The following is a 17,097-nucleotide window of genomic DNA, read 5'->3' as shown; positions in this document are numbered from 1 at the left end:
GCTGATGAAGAAGCAGACCAAGACACGGACGACGAGGAAGGGCGAGACGATCGAAGCGGTGTGGTCGGGTACCTGGGTGGCGGACCGGCTGGGCGTGAGCCTGCAGGACTCCCAAGGGGGTCCGCGGGGTCCGCGTGCTCCGGGGGGTCCGCAGGATGCCCGGGATCCCTGGGAATCGCAGGGCTCCCAGGGTTCGCCGGGTCCGCGGCTCACGGAGCTGCTCGGACTGGCCCTGCGGCGCAACCCCAAGCGGGCGCACCTGCTGGTCTCGCAGGTCCTGGGCAAGCACGTCCCGCAGTCCCCGCAGGTCGTGTACGCCGCCGGGTACGGGCTCGGGGAACGCGTACGGGAGCTGCTCGGCGAGGACGCCGCCGCGACCGCGGTGGTCCTCGGCTACGCCGAGACCGCCACCGGACTGGGCCACTGCGTGGCCGACGGCCTGGGCCCCGCCCCCTACCTGCACTCCACCCGCCGCCCGGTGCCGGGTGTGGAGCCGGCCGGCGGATTCGAGGAGGCGCACTCGCACGCCACCTCGCACCTCCTGCTGCCCGAGGACCCGCAGCTGCTCGCCGGCAGCGGCCCGCTGGTCCTCGTCGACGACGAGTTCTCCACCGGCAACACCGTCCTCAACACCATCCGCGACCTGCACGCCCGCCACCCCCGCTCGCACTACGTGGTCGTCGCCCTCGTCGACATGCGCTCCCCGGCCGACCGCGACCGGCTCACCGCCTTCGCCGCCGAGCTGGGCGCCCGGGTGGACCTCATAGCCCTGGCCTCGGGCACGGTGACCCTCCCGGACGGCGTCCTGGCCAAGGGCCAGGCCCTGGTCGAGGAGTACGAAGCCCGGGCCGGGCAGATCCAGCCCCTCCGGCGATCGAAGAGCGGGGTCCTGGGCGGAACCCCGGCAGACGGCCCGCAGCCGCTCACCCGCGTCGACCTGAACTGGCCGAAGGACGTCCCCGACGGCGGGCGCCACGGCTTCACCCCGACCCACCGCGCCCGGCTCGAGGCGGCCCTCCCGGACCTGACCGGCCGGCTCACCGCCGCGCTCGGCGACGCGCCCGGACGGGTCCTCGTACTCGGCAACGAAGAGCTGATGTACGCCCCGCTGCGCCTCGCCAAGGCACTGGAGGAGGCGGGGGCGGCCCGCGAGGTCCGCTTCTCGACCACCACGCGCTCCCCGGTGCTCGCCGTGGACGACCCCGGCTACGCCATCCGCACCCGGCTGGTCTTCCCGGCCCACGACGCCCCGGCCGACGGCCCCGGTGACCGCTACGCCTACAACGTCCACAGCACGCACGGCGCCGGCTTCGACGCCGTCGTCGCCGTCGTGGACTCCGTCGGGGACACCCCCGAGCTGCAGACCGGACTCCTCGCGGCCCTCGCCCCGCACACCGGCCGCGTCGTCCTGGCCGTCGTCCCGTCCTACACACCCGACCGGCGGGAGCCGAAGCCGACCATGACCGAGCCGACCATGACCGAGTCGTCCTCGCACGAGCCGTCCACGCAAGCGCACGAGCCGATCGCGCAGCAGCCGCTGCGCGGCCCCGCCTTCTCCTCGTACGCCCCCGAGGACGTCGGCTGGCTGCTCCAGGACTTCTCCGACGTCGAGCTGGAGGCCCCGACGGAGGAGCGCGAAGAGGCGATCCAGGCGGGCGGCGCGCACTACGCCGAGTCCCTGCCCGTCGAATACCAGCCGACCGCCCAGTACCAGGAGCTCTACCGCAGCGCGCTGACCACCTCGGCCGCCCGCATGGCCCGGGCCGTCGGCACGGTCACCGAGACCGTCCTCGCCGAGCGCTCCCCGTCCCCGGTACTGGTCTCCCTGGCCCGCGCCGGCACCCCCGTCGGCGTCCTGATGCGCCGCTGGGCCCGCGCCCGCCACGGCCTGGACCTGCCGCACTACGCCGTCTCCATCGTGCGCGGCCGCGGCATCGACGCGAACGCCCTGCGCTGGCTGGCCGCCCACCACGATCCGGCCGACGTCGTCTTCGTCGACGGCTGGACCGGCAAGGGCGCCATCACGCGCGAACTGAAGGTCGCCCTGCAGGAGTTCCCGGGCTTCGACCCGGAGATCGTCGTCCTCGCCGACCCCGGCTCGTGCGTGTCCACGTACGGCACCCGCGAGGACTTCCTGATCCCCTCCGCCTGTCTCAATTCCACCGTCTCCGGTCTCATCTCGCGTACGGTTCTGAGGTCCGACCTGGTCGGACCCGCCGACTTCCACGGCGCGAAGTTCTACCGCGAGCTCGCCGGAGCCGACGTCTCCGTCGACTTCGTCGACACCGTCGCCGCCCATTTCGACGAGGTGGCCGACGCCGTCGACCAGGAGGTCAAGGAGCTGCTCGCGGCCGACCGCACCCCGACCTGGGAGGGCTGGGCGGCGGTCGAGCGGATCAGCGAGGAGTACGGCATCCACGACGTGAACCTCGTCAAGCCCGGCGTCGGCGAGGCCACCCGCGTGCTGCTGCGCCGGGTGCCGTGGAAGATCCTGGCGCAGCGTGGCGCCGGGGCCGACCTGGACCACGTACGGCTGCTCGCCGAGCAGCGGGGGGTCCCGGTGGAAGAGGTCGACGGGCTCCCCTACACCTGCGTAGGACTCATCCACCCCCGATTCACGCGCGGCGCCACGGGCGCCGACGGAAAGGCTGTGGCCTCGAAGTGACTGTCCTCGTAGCCAGTGATCTCGACCGTACGCTCATCTACTCGACGGCCGCCCTCGGTCTGACCATGCCCGACCCGGAGGCCCCGCGGCTGCTGTGCGTCGAGGTCCACGAGAGCAAGCCGCTGTCCTACATGACGGAAACGGCGGCGGGACTGCTGGCGGAGCTGACGGCCGATCCCTCGGTGGTCTTCGTCCCGACGACCACCCGGACCCGCAAGCAGTACCAGCGCATCCGCTTCCCCGGCCGCCCGGCCCGCTACGCCATCTGCGCCAACGGCGGGCAGCTGCTCGTCGACGGGGTGCCGGACCGGGACTGGCGGCGGCAGGTCGCCGCCCGCCTGGCGCAGGAGTGCGCCCCGCTGGAGGAGATCCACCAGCACCTGCTGTCCGCGGCCGACCCGGAGTGGCTGCGCAAGGCGCGCGTGGCCGAGGACCTCTTCGCATACCTCGTCGTCGAGCGGGCCCTGGTCCCCGACGAATGGCTCAAGGCCCTGGCGGAGTGGTCCGAGATCCGCGGCTGGACCGTCTCGCTCCAGGGCCGGAAGATCTACGCGGTCCCGCGCCCGCTCACCAAGAGCGCGGCGATGTACGAGGTCGCCCGCCGCACGGGCGCCTCCACGACCCTCGCCGCCGGCGATTCGCTGCTGGACGCGGACCTGCTGCTGGCGGCGGACGCGGCCTGGCGCCCGGGCCACGGCGAACTGGCCGACGCGGCCTGGACGGCGCCCACGGTGACGGCTCTGACCACGGCGGGCGTCCTGGCCGGCGAGGAAATACTGCGCGCATTCACCCGCGAAGCGGACCGACTCGGCAGACTGGGCGCATGACCAAGGGCAACAGCACCAAGATCACGGACGAGCTCTACCAGTACATGCTCGACCACAACCCCCCGCTGAACGCCGTCCAGCGGGGGCTGGTGGCGACGACCTACGCCAAGTTCCCGGACGTCGCCGGAATGCAGTCGGCGGAGGAGCAGGGCCCGCTGCTGGCCTTCCTCGTCCGGCTGACGGGGGCGCGCCACATCGTCGAGGTCGGCACGTTCACCGGCTTCTCGGCCCTCTCCATGGCCCAGGCGCTCCCCGCCGACGGCCGCCTCATCGCCTGCGACGTCTCCGAGGAGTGGACGGCGTACGCCAGGGAGGCCTGGGAGGAGGCGGGCGTCGCGGACCGCATCGAGCTGCGCATCGCACCCGCCCTGGAGACCCTGCGCGCGATGCCGGCCGATCCCCACATCGACCTGGCCTACGTGGACGCCGACAAGGAGAGCCAGATCGCCTACTGGGAGGAACTCGTGCCGAGGCTGCGCCAGGGCGGCCTGATCGTCACCGACAACACGCTGTACCACGGCACGGTCCTCGACGCGTCGGCCACCGGCTCGGCGGCGGGGGTCCGCGCCTTCAACGACCACGTGTCGGCGGACCCGCGCATGGACTCCGTCCTCCTGGCGATCTCGGACGGCCTCACCCTGTCGCGCAAGCGCTAGGTGTGCTGCCCGGCGGGCGGGCCGGGGATCAGCCGCAGCCGCCGCCACCGCAGCAGCCCCCGCCGCCCGCCGCCCGGGCGGGCGCGGGCGCACTGCTGGTCCCGCCGACGGCGACGGCCGACAACAGCTTGACGGTGTCGGCGTGCCCGGCGGGGCAGTCGGCGGGCGCGGAGGACTCGGCCATGGGCCGGCTGACCTCAAAGGTGTCGTCGCAGGTCCGGCAGCGGTATTCGTATCGAGGCATGCGCACAGGCTAAGCGCGCCCGGCTCCGCTGCGCTACGTGCGCCGCCTGCGTGCGCTGCACGCTTTCGCGTGCGGCTACGCCACGGGCCGTCCGATGCCCGCCCGTACCCGGTCCTCCCGGGCCGCCTGCTCGGGGTGACGGGCACGCCAGTACGGATTGTCGTGCGGCAGGGCGCTGCCCACCCGCCCGTACATCCCGAACCACATCAGCATCACGCCGACGACGAAGCTGAACAGCACGTTCTGGATCTCGAAGGCCAGGAAGTTGAAACCGGTGTCCAGCAGGGCGAGATTGACGAATCCGCTCAGGATGAACGCCACCCCGAGCACGATGTTCAGCGTGGAGGCGAAGACCCCGCCGATCACCATCCCGACGAACAGCAGCCCCCCGATGCAGATGGAGAGGACACTCAGCGCGCCGTTGGTGTTCAGGGCGAGCACCGTGTCCCCACCGGTGTCGAAAAACCCCACCCGGTCGATGAGCCCCAGGATGCCGAACGCGACCAGCAGCAGCCCGGTCAGGCCGGCGCCGACCCGGTAGACCTTGCTGAGCTTGTGATCGACGGGAAGATGCTCGTCCAGCCGGGCATTGACGGGACGCAGAAGGCGCCGCAGCATCCCGGGGGAGTCCTGGGGTGGATGGGACGGCGGATAGGGCTCGTGGGCTGTGTACGGCGCATAGTTTTCGTGGGGCTCGTGGCACCCGTAGAGCGCATGAGGCGCATAGGAGCCGCCATGAGACTCATGCTCATGTGGGACCGGGGCCCTCGCGGTTCCGCGGGACCGGGATGCACGGGACGTGTGGAACGTGTGGGCAGCCATACCGCGCCCTCCTCTGCCTCGGGACGCCCACCCCTCGGGCAGGCGTCACTCAGGCTCGTCCCTCCAGCATCCGCCGCCCTGCGACCCGGGACAACTCGGCCCTGCCCGCGCTGCGCCTGACCGGGTCCGGTCCGTCCCCTTCGGCGGCAGGATGGGCCTGCCGTCGCTGCGCCTGAATGGGTCCGGTCCGGCCGCCTCGGCCGCTGCGTCAGCCGTGCCCGCGCTCCGCCCGACCGGGTCCGGTCCGGCCGCCTCGGCCGCTGCTTCAGCCGTGCCCGCGCTCCGCCCGGATCTCGTTCACCACCCGGTTCACGGCCGTCCGTACGTCTTTCATCTCGAGGAGGAACGCCCAGTAGTCCGGGTGCCGCCCCTCGATGCCCGCCAGCGCCCTGCCCACCCGCGCCACCGCATCGTCGAGCGGCCCAGCATGCCGCGGATCCGGCACGCTGCGGCCCGCCATCGCGAGGCGCTGCGCGTCCCGGATCGCGAAGCGGGTCCGGTCCACCTCCGCCTGCGGATCCCGCGCCACCGCCTCCAGCCGCGTCAGCCGGTCCTGCGCCGCCGACACCGCCTCGTCCGTCGCGTCCAGCGAGCCGCGGACCGCCTCGATCAGCGTCCCGACCTCGGCCCAGCGCTGCTCGTCCCGCGCCCGGCCGGCCTCCTTGAGCCGGTCCTCCGCCTCCGCTACCTCCCGTACCGCCTGGTCGGGGACGTGCTGCAGGTCCTGCCAGCACTCCGCGGCGAACCGCCGCCGCAACTCGCTCAGCACTGGATCCACCCGGTCCGCCCGGTTGCGCAGCGCCTGCGCGCGCGTCCGCAGGCTCACCAGCCGCCGGTCGATCTCCGCCGCCCGCTCCGGCAGCCGCGCCGCCTCCGCCCGTATCGCCTCCGCGTCGCGCAGGATCCGGTCGGCACGCTGCACCGTCTCCTGCACGCCGTGCTGTGCCGCGCCCTGGTTCAGCTTGGTCAGCTCGGGCCCCAGCGCCGCCAGCCGCGCCGCCAGATCATCGGCCCGCATCCCCTTGGCCCGTACGGCGTCCAGCGCTTCGCTGGCTCCGATCAGCGCCGCCCTGGCCCGCTCCCGCGCCGGCGCAACCCGCGCGAGCTGCGTCTCGGCCTTGTCCAGCAGCGGCTGCAGCCCCTGAGCGAACCGCTCCAGCTCCCCCTTGACCCGCACCAGCTCGTCGCGCGCCCGGGTCAGCTGGTCCCGCGCCCGCGTGGCGACCGAGGCCTCCAGCTCCGCCCGGTCCAAGTCGTGCGCGTCGACCGCCTCGATGTAGACGTGACTGACCTGGTCGATCCGCTGCCCGAGCGCGGCGAACCCCTCGGTCGCCTGCCGCGCGGCGGGCGACCCGTCCGCCGCGGCGATCGTCTCGATCGAGATCCGCAGATCCCGCTGTGCCGTATCCAGCTCGTAGAACGCGGCCGCGGCGGCATCCTTCGCCGCCTGCGCATCCGCCCGCCGACTCTCGTCCCGCCCACCGAACCACCGCCGGGATGCCGTCGTCACAATCCCTCTCCCGTGCCGTGTCCGCCATGCCCCGATCCATTCTCCCCCACGGGAACGGGTTTGCGTGGGGGGTGTGCCCGCCATGTAGGCTGTCCACTCATCCACGGGTGCGTAGCTCAGGGGTAGAGCGCTGCTCTTACAAAGCAGATGTCGGCGGTTCGAAACCGTCCGCGCCCACCAGTACGAAGGCCCCCCGCCGATCATGGCGGGGGGCCTTTTGTATCTAGATCTCGCCGTCCCGTGCCGCGCGTCGTGCAGTCGGATGACCCGGTCCACGCTCTCCCACCGGAGCCTCACGATCTCCGATCTCCCACGCCGGGAGTAGTGGAGCTCGGCCTCTCCCCTTTCCAGGCGCATCACACCGCGTTCCATCGAGCAGGCGTAGGCGAGGAGCACGACACCGGTTCCGGGCCGAGTTGGTCCAGGCCGCTGACCAACTTCTCGTACTGAACGGCGTGCAGACCGTGCCCACACGCCTTGAGTGTCTGAGTGTGGACACCTTGGTGGCCGTCCCGCGCGCGCTCGTGAGCCCGCATGATGCACGGCGGTATCACGTTCGGAGCGCCCACTCCGACCCTGACTTTTGATTCCCCCATAGGGTCCCCCCTTGAGGAACCGCGAGAGCGCACGCGGGGGCAGCGATGCAGGTGTCGGGCGCAATGCCGGCAGCGCGGAAGCGAGCCGACCTCGCGTTACTGTGCGGTCCATGCTCATCACGAGGGGGAGACATGCGCGAACGCGGTACCAGGCACGTCGGACCGTGGACGTGAGCCGACGGCGCTACGTGGCCAGAGGCGTGCCCGGCGGCTACCGCGTCTGGGACAACAAAGGGCGGCGCTGGTGGGGTGATCATTACGAGGTGTGCCCGGACGGCCTCTTGGCCGAGCTGAACGGCGGGGCGGACCCGGGGAAGATCAGCGCGCTTCTCAAGCGCTACAGGGCCATGAAGCGCTGAATTCTCGCGCCGGCCCGGAGGGTTGCACCATGCCCGCCTCATGGCATGGCCGACGGGGCAGGCTCGGGAGTCGGCTGGGGGAGGGCATCGACATGGATCCGGTACGGCCGGCGCGCAGGCGGGAAGCCCGTCCGGTCGGAGCCGTTCGCGGCAGTCAGCGGGAAGACCCCCGGCCGGGTGTGGTCGGGGGTCGTTCCTTCGGGTCAGGCGTTGGGGCGCTTGCCGTGGTTGGCCTTCTTCTTCTTACGGGCGCGCCGCTTGTTGCCTCGCTTGGCCATGGTGTGGGTCTCCCTCGTCGGCGACTTTTCATGCCTCGGCCAGTCTAGGTTCGGGATGGTTCGTCCGCATCAGCGACGCATGCTCACCGCCTGGCGGGGAGGGTTCGGTCAGGGGCGCTTGAACTCCACCGGGCCGCCGTTCATCTCGATGGCGCCGTCCGCGTGCAGGACCGGACGGCGTTCGGTCATCCGGGCGCTGTAGGCCTCGATGTGCTGGATGGCCGCAGCGTTCGAGTCCGTGAAGTCGACCAGGGCGATCGCGACCCAGTAGCGCGTCTTGGTGTTCTCGAAGAGGGGCACGGTGACCGTGGAGCCGCGGCCGTCCGTGACGACCACCTTCGCCCCGAAGCTGCGGAACGAGCCGAAGCCGTTGCTCAGCGCGGAGTACGCGCAGAGCAGGACGTACCCCTGCTCCTCGGGGCGCACGATCCGCAGCGTCTCGCAGCCCGGCTCGCGCGCGTCACCGTCCAGCCGGATGAAGGGCCGCTCGCTCAGCGAGCCGAGTCGCTTGTAGTAGACGACGCCCGTGTCGTCCCCGGGGGCCTTGGGTCCCCCGGAGGTAGAGGGGACGACGGGGGAGCCCTGGGGGACGTGGCGGGACTTGACGAGGGTGCCGGGTTCCGTGACGCCGCGCAGGGCCTGCGACGCCGGCACGAACAGGGCGTACAGGTCCAGGTCGGCGCCACGCTTCCGGCGCTGGGCGCTGCCGCCGTCCCACTCCAGGGCGGCGGTGACCATCAGGTCGCGGTCCTGTTTGTCCAGGCTGATCGAGGCCTGGCCGCCCTTGTCGAGGCTGATTGCGCCGAGCGGGGGTTTGACCATGCTCGGTGCCGGTGCCGGTGCCGGTGCCGGTGCCGGAGCCCATGCGGGTGTGGGTGCAGGTACCGGTGCGGGCGGAGCGTCGTGGCGCGGCTCGGCGCTCGCCGGTGTCACGGTCCCGGTCGGCGGCTCCGTCACCTGCACGCCGAAGTCCGTGGCCAGGCCCGCGAGGCCGTCCGCGTAACCCTGGCCGATGGCGCGGAGCTTCCATCCGGCGCCGCGGCGGTAGATCTCCAGGAGCAGGACGGCGCGTTCACCGTCGGTGAGCGGTGGGAGAGGGAACTCGACCGGTCCGGCGCCCTCCTGAGTGGCGCGGATCCGTACGTCCTGCACGGTGCGGAAGGTGCGGGCGGCGTCGTCGGGATCGCAACTCCCGATCAGGACCACCCGGTCCACGTCGGCGGGCAGGGCCCCCGGGGTCACCTCGATGCGCTCGGGTCCGCCGGCGTCGGCGGCGAGGTGGCGGACCGCACCGGCCTCGGCCGACGGCTGGTTGTAGAAGACCATGTCGCCGTCGGACCGGACGCTGCCGTCCACCGCGACCAACAGGGCGCTGAGGTCGACGGGGTCACCCGCGCAGTGCAGCTCGGCGGTGATGCGCTCCGCGCCGATAGCCGTGTTCCCACCCTTGCCGAGCTCCTGCATGCCTGCCACCTACCCGCTCTCCCGAAGGCTGTTCGGCCACTGAGCCACTGAGCCACTGTGCCACAGCGCTTCCGCGCCCTTGGCCGCTGCGTCGGGGCGTGGGATCGTCGGGAGATGGGCGAGTGGCTCGCGTGGGGTGGGGTGGTCGTGGCGGTGGTCGCGGCGGCAGTGCTGCTGACGTTGCTGGAGCGCTCCCTGGGGGCGGGGTTCGAACGGAAGCGGGCCGAGGAACGGGCGCGCCTGCTCGCGTATCTCAACGAGCCGCCCGGCCCCGGCGGCACCCTTGCCGGCCCCGGCGAACCCGGCGGTCCCTCCGCCCTGCCCGGGGCCGGGAAATTCGAGGACGTCGGCCGGTTCCCGCACCCCCGCGCCCCGGCGAGACTCGGCGACCGGCGGGACGACTTCACCCCGATCCTGGTGGAGTACTACGCCTACGGACTGACCCAGGCGCGCAGCAGCTTCGCGACGAGCCAGCGGTTCGCCGGGGTCGGGGCGGCGATCCTGCTCGTCGGGGTGGGGCTGGCGGTGTGGAACGCCGAAGCCGGCGGGGAGTTCTACCTCGGGATCGTCACAAGCTCGGCCGGATTGATGACCACCTTGATCGGGCAGCTTTTCCACCGGCGGGCCGACATCGCGCTCCAGCACATGGCCGACCAGACCGCCTCCCTGCGCGACGACCGGCGGGCCGCCGAGACGACCCAGCAGGCCATCGGGCTGCTCGAGACGGTCGAGGACCCGGGGCTGAAGGGCCGGCTCCAAGCGGGACTGATCATGAAACTTTCCGGGGCCGAGCTGCCCCGGTAGCGGGATAGTAGAGGTATGTGCCGTTCCATTAAGACGTTGCGCCCGCCGGCCATCCCCGAGAAGGCGACGGAGGAGGAGATCCGCGCCGCCGCCCTGCAGTACGTACGGAAGGTGTCCGGATTCCGGGTGCCGGCCGCGCACAACCGCGAGGTGTTCGAAGCGGCGGTGGACGCCGTCGCCGAAGCCACCGCGGCGCTGCTCGACGGGGTACACGTACGGGGGCAGGCCGCCCCGGCGTGACCCCGAGGCGGCTCGCTCGTGCGGGCGGCGCCGCAGGTCGCCGGCGGCTCGCGAGCCGCCTCCTGCATGCCCGCAACCCACCGGCCCGCCACCTGCAGGCCGGGTAGGCGCCTGCGGGTCCGCCTCGTACGGAGCCGCTGCCCTGGGCCCGGGATCAGGCCGCGGCGCGGCGGCGCAGCACCCACACCCCGGCGCCGAGCGCACCTGCGGCGAGGGCGCCGCCGACTGCGATCTGCCACGGGTTCATCGAGCCGATGCTGCCGCCCGCGCCGCCGCGTGCCGCGCCCGGGGCGACCTGCAGCGAGACGGTGACGCGCTCACCGCCCGGGCCGCCGCACTCGAAGACGACGCGGTGCGTGCCCTGAGTGGCGTTGCGCAGGACGGTGGCGGTGCCGAAGAGGGTGGTGGCGTCCAGGTTGCCGGGGGCCAGCCGTACCTCGCCGAAGGCGGTCGACGTGGCCCGGCCGGTCCGGGTGCCGCAGCCTTCGACGTTGAGGGCGACCCGGCCGCCCGGGGCGACGGTGGAGGGGGAGACGCCGGCGGAGGGGATGGCATAGGCGAGCGTGGCGGGAGCGGCGGCGACGATGAGGGTCGCGGCGGCGACGGTCATCAGGCGACGCGCGGTGGCGGACAGCGTGGCGGGCGATGTGGCAGGCGGCTTGTCGGGCATGGAGAGAACTCCTCGGCTCCTCGAAACGGCGCGGCCAGGGCACGGATGTGACGCGGATTCGGTTGCGCGCCGTGCTGTGGACGCTAGGAGCCAGGGGCGGGGGCGGCGATCGGGGCCGGGTGAACGGGTGACCCACTGCTCCGCCCGGGGGACCCGCGGTGGCCAGCACGACGAGGCCGCCCGTGCCGTGCCGCCCCGCCCGTGCCGTGCCGCCCGTGCCGCGCCGCCCGTGCCGCCCCGCCCGTGCCGTGCCGCGCCGCCTGGGCCGCGCCACGCTGCCCGCGCCGCCTACGCTGCGGGAGCCGCCGTCGGCGGAATCGGGCGGCGGACGAGGAAGGCCGCCACGGCGCCCGCGGCGAAGAGGGCGACGATCGAGACCGCGCTGCCGAGCCACTGAGTGCCGAGCCACTGCGTCCCGAAGTACCCGAGGGCCACGCTGTAACCGGCCCAGGCCATGCCCGCCAGGACCGACCAGGGCAGGAACTCCGCCACCTTGCGCTGCGTCTTGCCCGCGCCCAGGGACACCACCGAGCGCCCGGCCGGGGCGAAGCGGGCGATCACCACCAGGGCGCCGCCACCCCGCGCGAGAGCGGTGCCGAGGCGCTCATGGGCCCGGGTCAGCCGCCGGGAACGGGCGATGGCCCGGTCCAGCCGGGCTCCGCCGCGCCGTGCCAGCCGGTACGCGGCCATGTCCCCCAGCACCGAGGCGGTCGTGGCGATCACGAGCAGAAGCAGGATGTCCGGCACCTGCTCGGGCACCGGTACCGGCCCCGCCGCCCCCGCCGCCCCGGCGGCCGCCGCGGCCGCTGCGGCGGTGATCACCAGCACGCCGCTCGGCAGCACCGGAAGGAAGACGTCGAGCACGACGGACACCGCCACCAGGGCGTAGATCCATGGGCTCGCGGTCAGCGACCCCAGCGTCTCAAACAAAACGGGACTCCCCAGTCCGGTTGACGTGCTGCGGCACGAAGCGCCGCGACGTCGCGGGGAGCGGCAGGAGCGGCTGACAGCCATACAGCGTACGCCCGGCGTTCATGCCCCGGGTGCCCGGGGCGGCTCCCACGCCGCCGCCCCGTCAACTGCGCCGCCCCGTAACGCCGGGCGCCCGACGGGTTCCGCTACTCCGTACCGGTGAGCTCCCGGTCCAGCACCGTCACCAGCCGCGCCCCTTCGCGCTTCTTGCGCGCCTGGTCCAGCCGCAGCCGCGCCGTCCGCCCGGACAGTGCGAGCGTCATCAGCTGGTTCCCGAACCAGGGTCCCCCCGTACGCCGCCAGTTCAGGGGCGGCCGCCCCGTCCGCCCGTGCAGGGAGAAACCTCGTCCCAGCCACCGCCCCGTCCGCGACCAGCCCAGCCGGAATCCCCACTTCACCGCGGTGTGGATGGAATTGTGCACCGGCGAACACGTCAGCTGGAACACCCGGGCCGTGCTCGGTATCCGAGGCTCTGCCACGTACGCGTGATGGACGTCGCCCGACAGCACGCACACCGTCGCCGGTGCCCGGGGACCCGTCCCCACCTCCTCGATCAGATCCGTCAGCGCCGCGAACGAGGCCGGGAACGCCGCCCAGTGCTCCAGGTCGCTGCGCCGGCGCAGATTCTCCCCGATCCGGGCCCACCGCGGCCCGCGCTCCCCACGGCACAGCGCGGCATTCCACGTCTCGGCATCGTGGATCAGCGGGGGCATCAGCCAGGGCAGCGAGGACCCGATCAGCAGGTGGTCATAACCCCCGTGCCCGGCGAGGGCGTTCTCCCGGAGCCACTGCTGCTCCGTCGGATCGAGCATCGCCCGCCCGTTCTCGGCCAGCACCCGCGCGGCCCGGGTGTCCACCATCAGCAGGCGGGTCCGGCCGAAGTCGCGCCGGTAGCTCCAGCGCACCGTGGCCGGGTCGGCGTCCGCCGCGGACGCGAAGGCCCGTAGCGCGTCCGTACCGTCCGGGGTCTGCCGTATCGCCCCGTACAACTCGTCGGCCGCCAGCTCGGAGGGCGAGAGATTACCCAGGTGCTGGTACACCCAGTACGACATCAGGCCGCTGAGCACACGCTCCCGCCACCACGGCGTCTCCCGCATCTCGGCCACCCACGACGCGCTCGTGTTCCAGTCGTCGATGACGTCGTGGTCGTCGAATATGTGCAGGCTCGGGACGGTCGACAGCAGCCAGCGGATCTCCGGGTCGAGCCAGGACTCGTAGTACAGCCGGGTGTACTCCTCGTAGTCCGCGACCTGGGCGCCGGGAGGCTCCCGCAGATCCCGCCGGGCCACGAGCCACTGACGGGTCTCCTTGGACAGCGCGTCGGCGTACACCTGGTCGCCGAGCAGCAGCAAGAGGTCTGGGCGCACCGCCTCCGGATCGGCGGCGAGCCGCGCTGAGAGGGTGTCGAGTGCGTCCGCGCCGTGCGGCCCGTGCCGGCCGGCCGGCGGCGCGGCCTGCCGGCAGGAACCGAAGGTGACACGCAGTCCGGGCGACGGCCGGCCGGCGCCCGTGACGGCCGGAGCGGTGATCGTGCTCGGCGGGAAGCCGCTGTCGGGCAGCGGCCACACCTGCCGGCCGTCGAGAAACACTTCGTAAGCCGTCGTCGCGCCCGGGGTCAGGCCGGTGACCGGCACCAGCGCGTAGTGGTGACCGGCTATCTGGAAGGTGCGCGTGCTGCCGCCCGCCCCGTCGGCGCACCGCACCTCGGTCGTGCACGGGCGGTCCGTCTCTACCCATATCGTGGCCGACCCGCCCGTGTCCCAGTCGACGTAGCGCAGCAGCGGCCCCAGACGCAGTCCGGCCATGCGACTCCCCCTCCTCCGTAACCCCTTCGATCACGTTACGACGGGGAAGGGGAGCCACGCCTCCCCCTGACGGGGGAAAGATCGGCCGACTTCTCAGCAGCCGTTGAGGAGGTTGACCAGGGCCGTCTTCTCACCGGAGTCCATGCTCAGGCCCCAGTGCTGCTTCACGTGGACCCACATCCGCGCGTATGTACAACGGTAGGCCGTCCGCGGCGGCAGCCACTTGCCGGGGTCGAGGTCGCCCTTGGCCTGGTTGACGTTGTCGGTGACCGCGATGAGCTGCGGGCGGGTGAGGTCGTTGGCGAACTGCTGGCGCTTGCTGGTGGTCCAGGCGTTGGCGCCGGAACGCCAGGCCTCCGCCAGGGCAACCATGTGGTCGATGTCGATGTCGGAGGCCGCGGTCCAGGTGGCGCCGTCGTACTCGGAGTACCAGCTTCCGCTCACCGCGGCGCAGGCGGAGTCCTGGACCACGTTCACGCCGTCCCGCTTGAGGACGGTCTCCCGGGTGTTGCAGCTGCCGGAGACGGTGCTCCAGTGCGGGAAGAGGTCGCGGCTGTAGCCGCTGGTGGACCCTTCCGCCTTGGGCGTGACCGTCGCCAGGTACGAGCGGGCGGCCGAGGCGCTGATGGGGGTGGGCGGGGCGGCCTGGGCGGTCGGCGCGTTCAGGAGGGAGGTGAGTGCGGCGAGCGCGGCTGCTGACGCGAGCACGCCGATTCGACGCGCGTAGACGCGGGGTATGAGTGCCATGTGGGGCTCCCTGGGGGTGGGGGATGTGGCCGTACGCGCCCCGGTGGGGCGTGACCATGCTGGGGGCGCCGGATGTCGCGGGGATGGGCGCCAGGTGACAGCCTGGCGACATGAGCACGTCACATCAAGGCGCGCAACGCCCCGGATTTAAGTGGAAGTTGAGATTCCGTGGCCAAAGGGACGGGTGAGGCGGCCGCGAGGATACTTGGGGCGGGGCATTGCGGGGCAGGGTGGGGCGTAACGGGGCGGGGTGGGCGGCGCGGGGTGGGACGGGCGGAACGCGGCAAGGCGGGCGGTGTGGGGGTTGAGCGGGCGGAACGCGGTGAGGCGGATGGCGCGGGGTGAGGCCGGCGGAACGGGGCAGGGTCGGGCCGGCCCAGGCAGGACGGGGTAAGTCGGGGCAGATCCGGAGCCGGCAGGCACCAAAGGCCCATCCCGGCGCGCCGGGGCCGTCGCGTATTCTGTCCGGAGCAGAAGGGGAGTAGCTCTTCGCCGGACCGTCGACATACTGCTGGGTCACCCCAGCCGGCGCCCGGAGGCAGGCCGCGCACAGCGGTCGGCCAGCGAGACCTTCGGCCGCAGTGTCCTGTTCAGGTGTAGGCGCGTTCCGTACGCGCATACGCACGCCAGGGCGCCGCCGAGCCGAAGCGACCCCTGATACACCCCAGGTCTCTCGGTCCCGATGGCGTCCTGCCCGACCGATTGAGGTTCCACCCCCGTGTTCAGCTTCAGCATCACGGCGATCGCCTTCGGCGTCGTCTTCCTTGCCGAACTCCCCGACAAGACGGCCCTCGCCGGCCTGATGCTCGGCACGCGCTACCGCGCCTCCTACGTCTTCGCCGGCGTCGCCGCCGCCTTCGCCGTACACGTCGCCCTCGCCATCGCCGCAGGCAGCGTGCTCACCCTGCTCCCGCACCGGCTCGTCCAGGCCGTCGTCGGCGTCCTCTTCCTCGCGGGCGCCGCGATGCTGCTCCTGAAGAAGGACGACGGGGAGGAGGAGGTCAAGCCGCCTGCCGACCAGTCCTTCTGGAAGGTCTCCGGGGCGGGCTTCATGCTGATCCTGGTGGCGGAGTTCGGTGACCTGACCCAGATCATGACCGCCAACCTCGCCGCACGCTACGACGACCCCGTCTCCGTCGGCATCGGCGCCGTCCTGGCCCTGTGGGCGGTCGCCGGCATCGGAATCCTGGGCGGGCGCACCCTGATGAAGTACGTTCCGCTGCGGCTGATCACCAAGATCGCGGCCGCGGTGATGGCGGCGCTGGCCGTGTTCTCGCTGTACGAGGCCATAGCGGGCTGAGGCGACTGAGGCGGCTCGCGCGGCTGACGCAGCTGACGGGCTTACGCGGCTAACGCGGCGAGGTGGTAGGTGGGAGCGGCGGTCGGATGCGGGACGGGGCGGAGCAGCGGCGGATATTCCGTTGCGGGGGGCACGCGCAACGATCACGCTCGTGCGCGTGACCGACACCACCGCCCCCACGGGCCCCTCCGCCGGCCCCGCACCCGCGTCCTCCTCAGACCGGCACTTCGGCTGGTCCAACATGTTCGTCCACCCCGATGAGGACACCCGGACCGACGGCGGCTTCCAGGGCGAGCGGGCCGTGCTCGCCGGCTACCTGCGCGACCAGCGGCTGACGCTGGCACTGAAGTGCGCGGGCCTCGATGCGGAGGCCCTCGCGCGGCGCTCGGTGGAACCCTCCAACCTGTCCCTGCTGGGTCTCGTACGTCACCTCGCGGGCGTCGAGCAGCACTGGTTCCGGCAGGTCATGGCAGGCCAGGACGTACGCCGGCACTACCGCTCGGAGGAGGACCGCGCGGGGGAATTCACCGGCGCGGTGGCCGACGCTGCGGTGGTCGCGGACGCATGGGCGACCTGGCGAGCCGAAGTCGCCTTCGCGGAACAACTCGTCGCCCAGGCCACGAGCCTGGACGTCACGGGCGACAACGGCGGGGAGCCGATGGAGCTGCGCGAGGTCCTGGTCCACATGATCGAGGAGTACGCCCGCCACAACGGCCACGCGGACTTCCTACGGGAACGCATCGACGGCCGCGTGGGGCAGTAGGGAGGCGGGCTTCGCGCCGGGTCGGGGCGCGGGCGGGCTGCGGTGGGCGGGAGCCGGGCGGGCGGAATGACACTGCGCGGCGGGACGGGGGCGGCGGAAGCCGGGCGTGCGGGTCGGGGCGTGCGGCGGGGGCTGCGGGGGCGGGAGCGGTGCGGCGGCCGGGATCGGGACCTGCGGCGGGGGCTTTGGCAGGCGGAAGCCGAGCGGGCAGGGTCGGATCGCACGGCGGGGGCTTCGGTGGCGGGAGCCATCTGGGCGGTATCAGAGTGGGTTTGGGGGGTTCCCGTCAGTCTCATCGTCTCTCCGTGTCGGGCCGGTCCCTCAAGGGCGCTCCTGCGTCGCGTCGCTGCGCGATGGCCTGCGGCCACCCTTGAC

General features: G+C 72.6%; 17 protein-coding genes and 1 tRNA gene. 9 read left to right on the top strand and 9 right to left on the bottom strand.

From position 1 onward, the window contains the following. The first annotated feature begins 4 nt into the window (after positions 1–4). From ACWGIF_RS20250 to ACWGIF_RS20240, 3 genes are read left to right on the top strand one after another with little or no spacing between them, the layout of a single operon-like run. Positions 5–2,665 carry a phosphoribosyltransferase gene (locus ACWGIF_RS20250; protein ID WP_453499192.1) on the top strand — a complete coding sequence of 887 codons (2,661 nt, stop codon included), beginning with the start codon at positions 5–7 and terminating at the stop codon, positions 2,663–2,665. After that, complete coding sequence (locus tag ACWGIF_RS20245) at positions 2,662–3,492, top strand: HAD family hydrolase (RefSeq protein WP_453499190.1); 831 nt, start codon at positions 2,662–2,664, stop codon at positions 3,490–3,492. Before ACWGIF_RS20250 ends, ACWGIF_RS20245 begins: the two co-directional genes overlap by 4 nt. After that, positions 3,489–4,148, top strand: a complete 660-nt coding sequence (locus tag ACWGIF_RS20240; RefSeq protein ID WP_453499188.1) for an O-methyltransferase — start codon at positions 3,489–3,491, stop codon at positions 4,146–4,148. The genes ACWGIF_RS20245 and ACWGIF_RS20240 overlap by 4 nt, the downstream gene beginning before the upstream one ends. 28 nt (positions 4,149–4,176) lie before the next feature. Here the strand turns inward: ACWGIF_RS20240 and ACWGIF_RS20235 are convergent, their stop codons facing one another. The 3 genes from ACWGIF_RS20235 to ACWGIF_RS20225 all read right to left on the bottom strand — a co-directional run bounded on the left by ACWGIF_RS20235 (position 4,177) and on the right by ACWGIF_RS20225 (position 6,724). Beyond that, on the bottom strand, positions 4,177–4,392 hold the full coding sequence (locus ACWGIF_RS20235; protein ID WP_362806105.1) for an FmdB family zinc ribbon protein: 216 nt from the start codon (positions 4,390–4,392) through the stop codon (positions 4,177–4,179). A gap of 75 nt (positions 4,393–4,467) precedes the next feature. After that, entirely contained in the window at positions 4,468–5,010 is a 543-nt protein-coding gene (locus ACWGIF_RS20230) for a DUF4383 domain-containing protein (RefSeq protein WP_453499186.1), read from the bottom strand. A gap of 469 nt (positions 5,011–5,479) precedes the next feature. Continuing rightward, a complete protein-coding gene (locus ACWGIF_RS20225) occupies positions 5,480–6,724 on the bottom strand; it encodes a hypothetical protein (RefSeq protein WP_453499184.1) in 1,245 nt (414 codons plus the stop codon). 105 nt (positions 6,725–6,829) lie between these two features. On the opposite strand from ACWGIF_RS20225, the gene ACWGIF_RS20220 reads away from it, so the two are divergent. Together ACWGIF_RS20220 and ACWGIF_RS20215 are read left to right on the top strand one after the other, a co-directional pair. After that, a tRNA-Val gene (locus ACWGIF_RS20220) sits at positions 6,830–6,904 on the top strand. A 586-nt stretch (positions 6,905–7,490) separates the two neighbouring features. Next, positions 7,491–7,679, top strand: a complete 189-nt coding sequence (locus tag ACWGIF_RS20215) for a hypothetical protein (RefSeq protein WP_453499182.1) — start codon at positions 7,491–7,493, stop codon at positions 7,677–7,679. Between the two features lie 203 nt (positions 7,680–7,882). On the opposite strand, the gene ACWGIF_RS20210 is transcribed toward ACWGIF_RS20215, so the two are convergent. Together ACWGIF_RS20210 and ACWGIF_RS20205 are read right to left on the bottom strand one after the other, a co-directional pair. Then, the gene (locus ACWGIF_RS20210; RefSeq protein WP_100661309.1) at positions 7,883–7,957 is read right to left on the bottom strand and encodes a 50S ribosomal protein bL37; all 75 of its coding nucleotides are present in this window, start codon (positions 7,955–7,957) and stop codon (positions 7,883–7,885) included. A 108-nt stretch (positions 7,958–8,065) separates the two neighbouring features. Continuing rightward, complete coding sequence (locus ACWGIF_RS20205) at positions 8,066–9,421, bottom strand: TerD family protein (protein WP_453499262.1); 1,356 nt, start codon at positions 9,419–9,421, stop codon at positions 8,066–8,068. Positions 9,422–9,535: 114 nt separating this feature from the next. On the opposite strand from ACWGIF_RS20205, the gene ACWGIF_RS20200 reads away from it, so the two are divergent. After that, positions 9,536–10,225, top strand: coding sequence for a TRADD-N-associated membrane domain-containing protein (locus tag ACWGIF_RS20200; protein WP_453499180.1), 690 nt, complete (start codon positions 9,536–9,538; stop codon positions 10,223–10,225). Positions 10,226–10,240: 15 nt separating this feature from the next. After that, positions 10,241–10,465, top strand: coding sequence for a DUF2277 domain-containing protein (locus ACWGIF_RS20195; protein WP_266484671.1), 225 nt, complete (start codon positions 10,241–10,243; stop codon positions 10,463–10,465). Positions 10,466–10,619: 154 nt separating this feature from the next. Here ACWGIF_RS20195 and ACWGIF_RS20190 read toward each other — a convergent pair whose 3' ends face one another. From ACWGIF_RS20190 to ACWGIF_RS20175, 4 genes are all read right to left on the bottom strand, one after another. Continuing rightward, positions 10,620–11,135: a hypothetical protein gene (locus tag ACWGIF_RS20190; protein WP_453499178.1), complete on the bottom strand. Its 516-nt coding sequence runs from the start codon at positions 11,133–11,135 to the stop codon at positions 10,620–10,622. A 288-nt stretch (positions 11,136–11,423) separates the two neighbouring features. After that, positions 11,424–12,065, bottom strand: coding sequence for a DedA family protein (locus ACWGIF_RS20185; protein ID WP_453499176.1), 642 nt, complete (start codon positions 12,063–12,065; stop codon positions 11,424–11,426). A gap of 188 nt (positions 12,066–12,253) precedes the next feature. Beyond that, a complete protein-coding gene (locus tag ACWGIF_RS20180; RefSeq protein WP_453499174.1) occupies positions 12,254–13,912 on the bottom strand; it encodes an alkaline phosphatase D family protein in 1,659 nt (552 codons plus the stop codon). 93 nt (positions 13,913–14,005) lie between these two features. Continuing rightward, complete coding sequence (locus ACWGIF_RS20175) at positions 14,006–14,650, bottom strand: HNH endonuclease family protein (RefSeq protein ID WP_453499260.1); 645 nt, start codon at positions 14,648–14,650, stop codon at positions 14,006–14,008. A gap of 727 nt (positions 14,651–15,377) precedes the next feature. Between ACWGIF_RS20175 and ACWGIF_RS20170 the strand changes: the two genes are divergently transcribed. After that, positions 15,378–15,959, top strand: a complete 582-nt coding sequence (locus ACWGIF_RS20170) for a TMEM165/GDT1 family protein (protein WP_453499172.1) — start codon at positions 15,378–15,380, stop codon at positions 15,957–15,959. A gap of 241 nt (positions 15,960–16,200) precedes the next feature. Further along, positions 16,201–16,722, top strand: coding sequence for a DinB family protein (locus ACWGIF_RS20165; protein ID WP_453499258.1), 522 nt, complete (start codon positions 16,201–16,203; stop codon positions 16,720–16,722). Positions 16,723–17,097 lie beyond the last annotated feature (375 nt).

Source organism: Streptomyces sp. NPDC054849 (assembly GCF_053610945.1).
The sequence above is the reverse complement of the archived record's forward strand: the minus strand, read 5'-3'. Positions and strand labels throughout refer to the sequence as shown.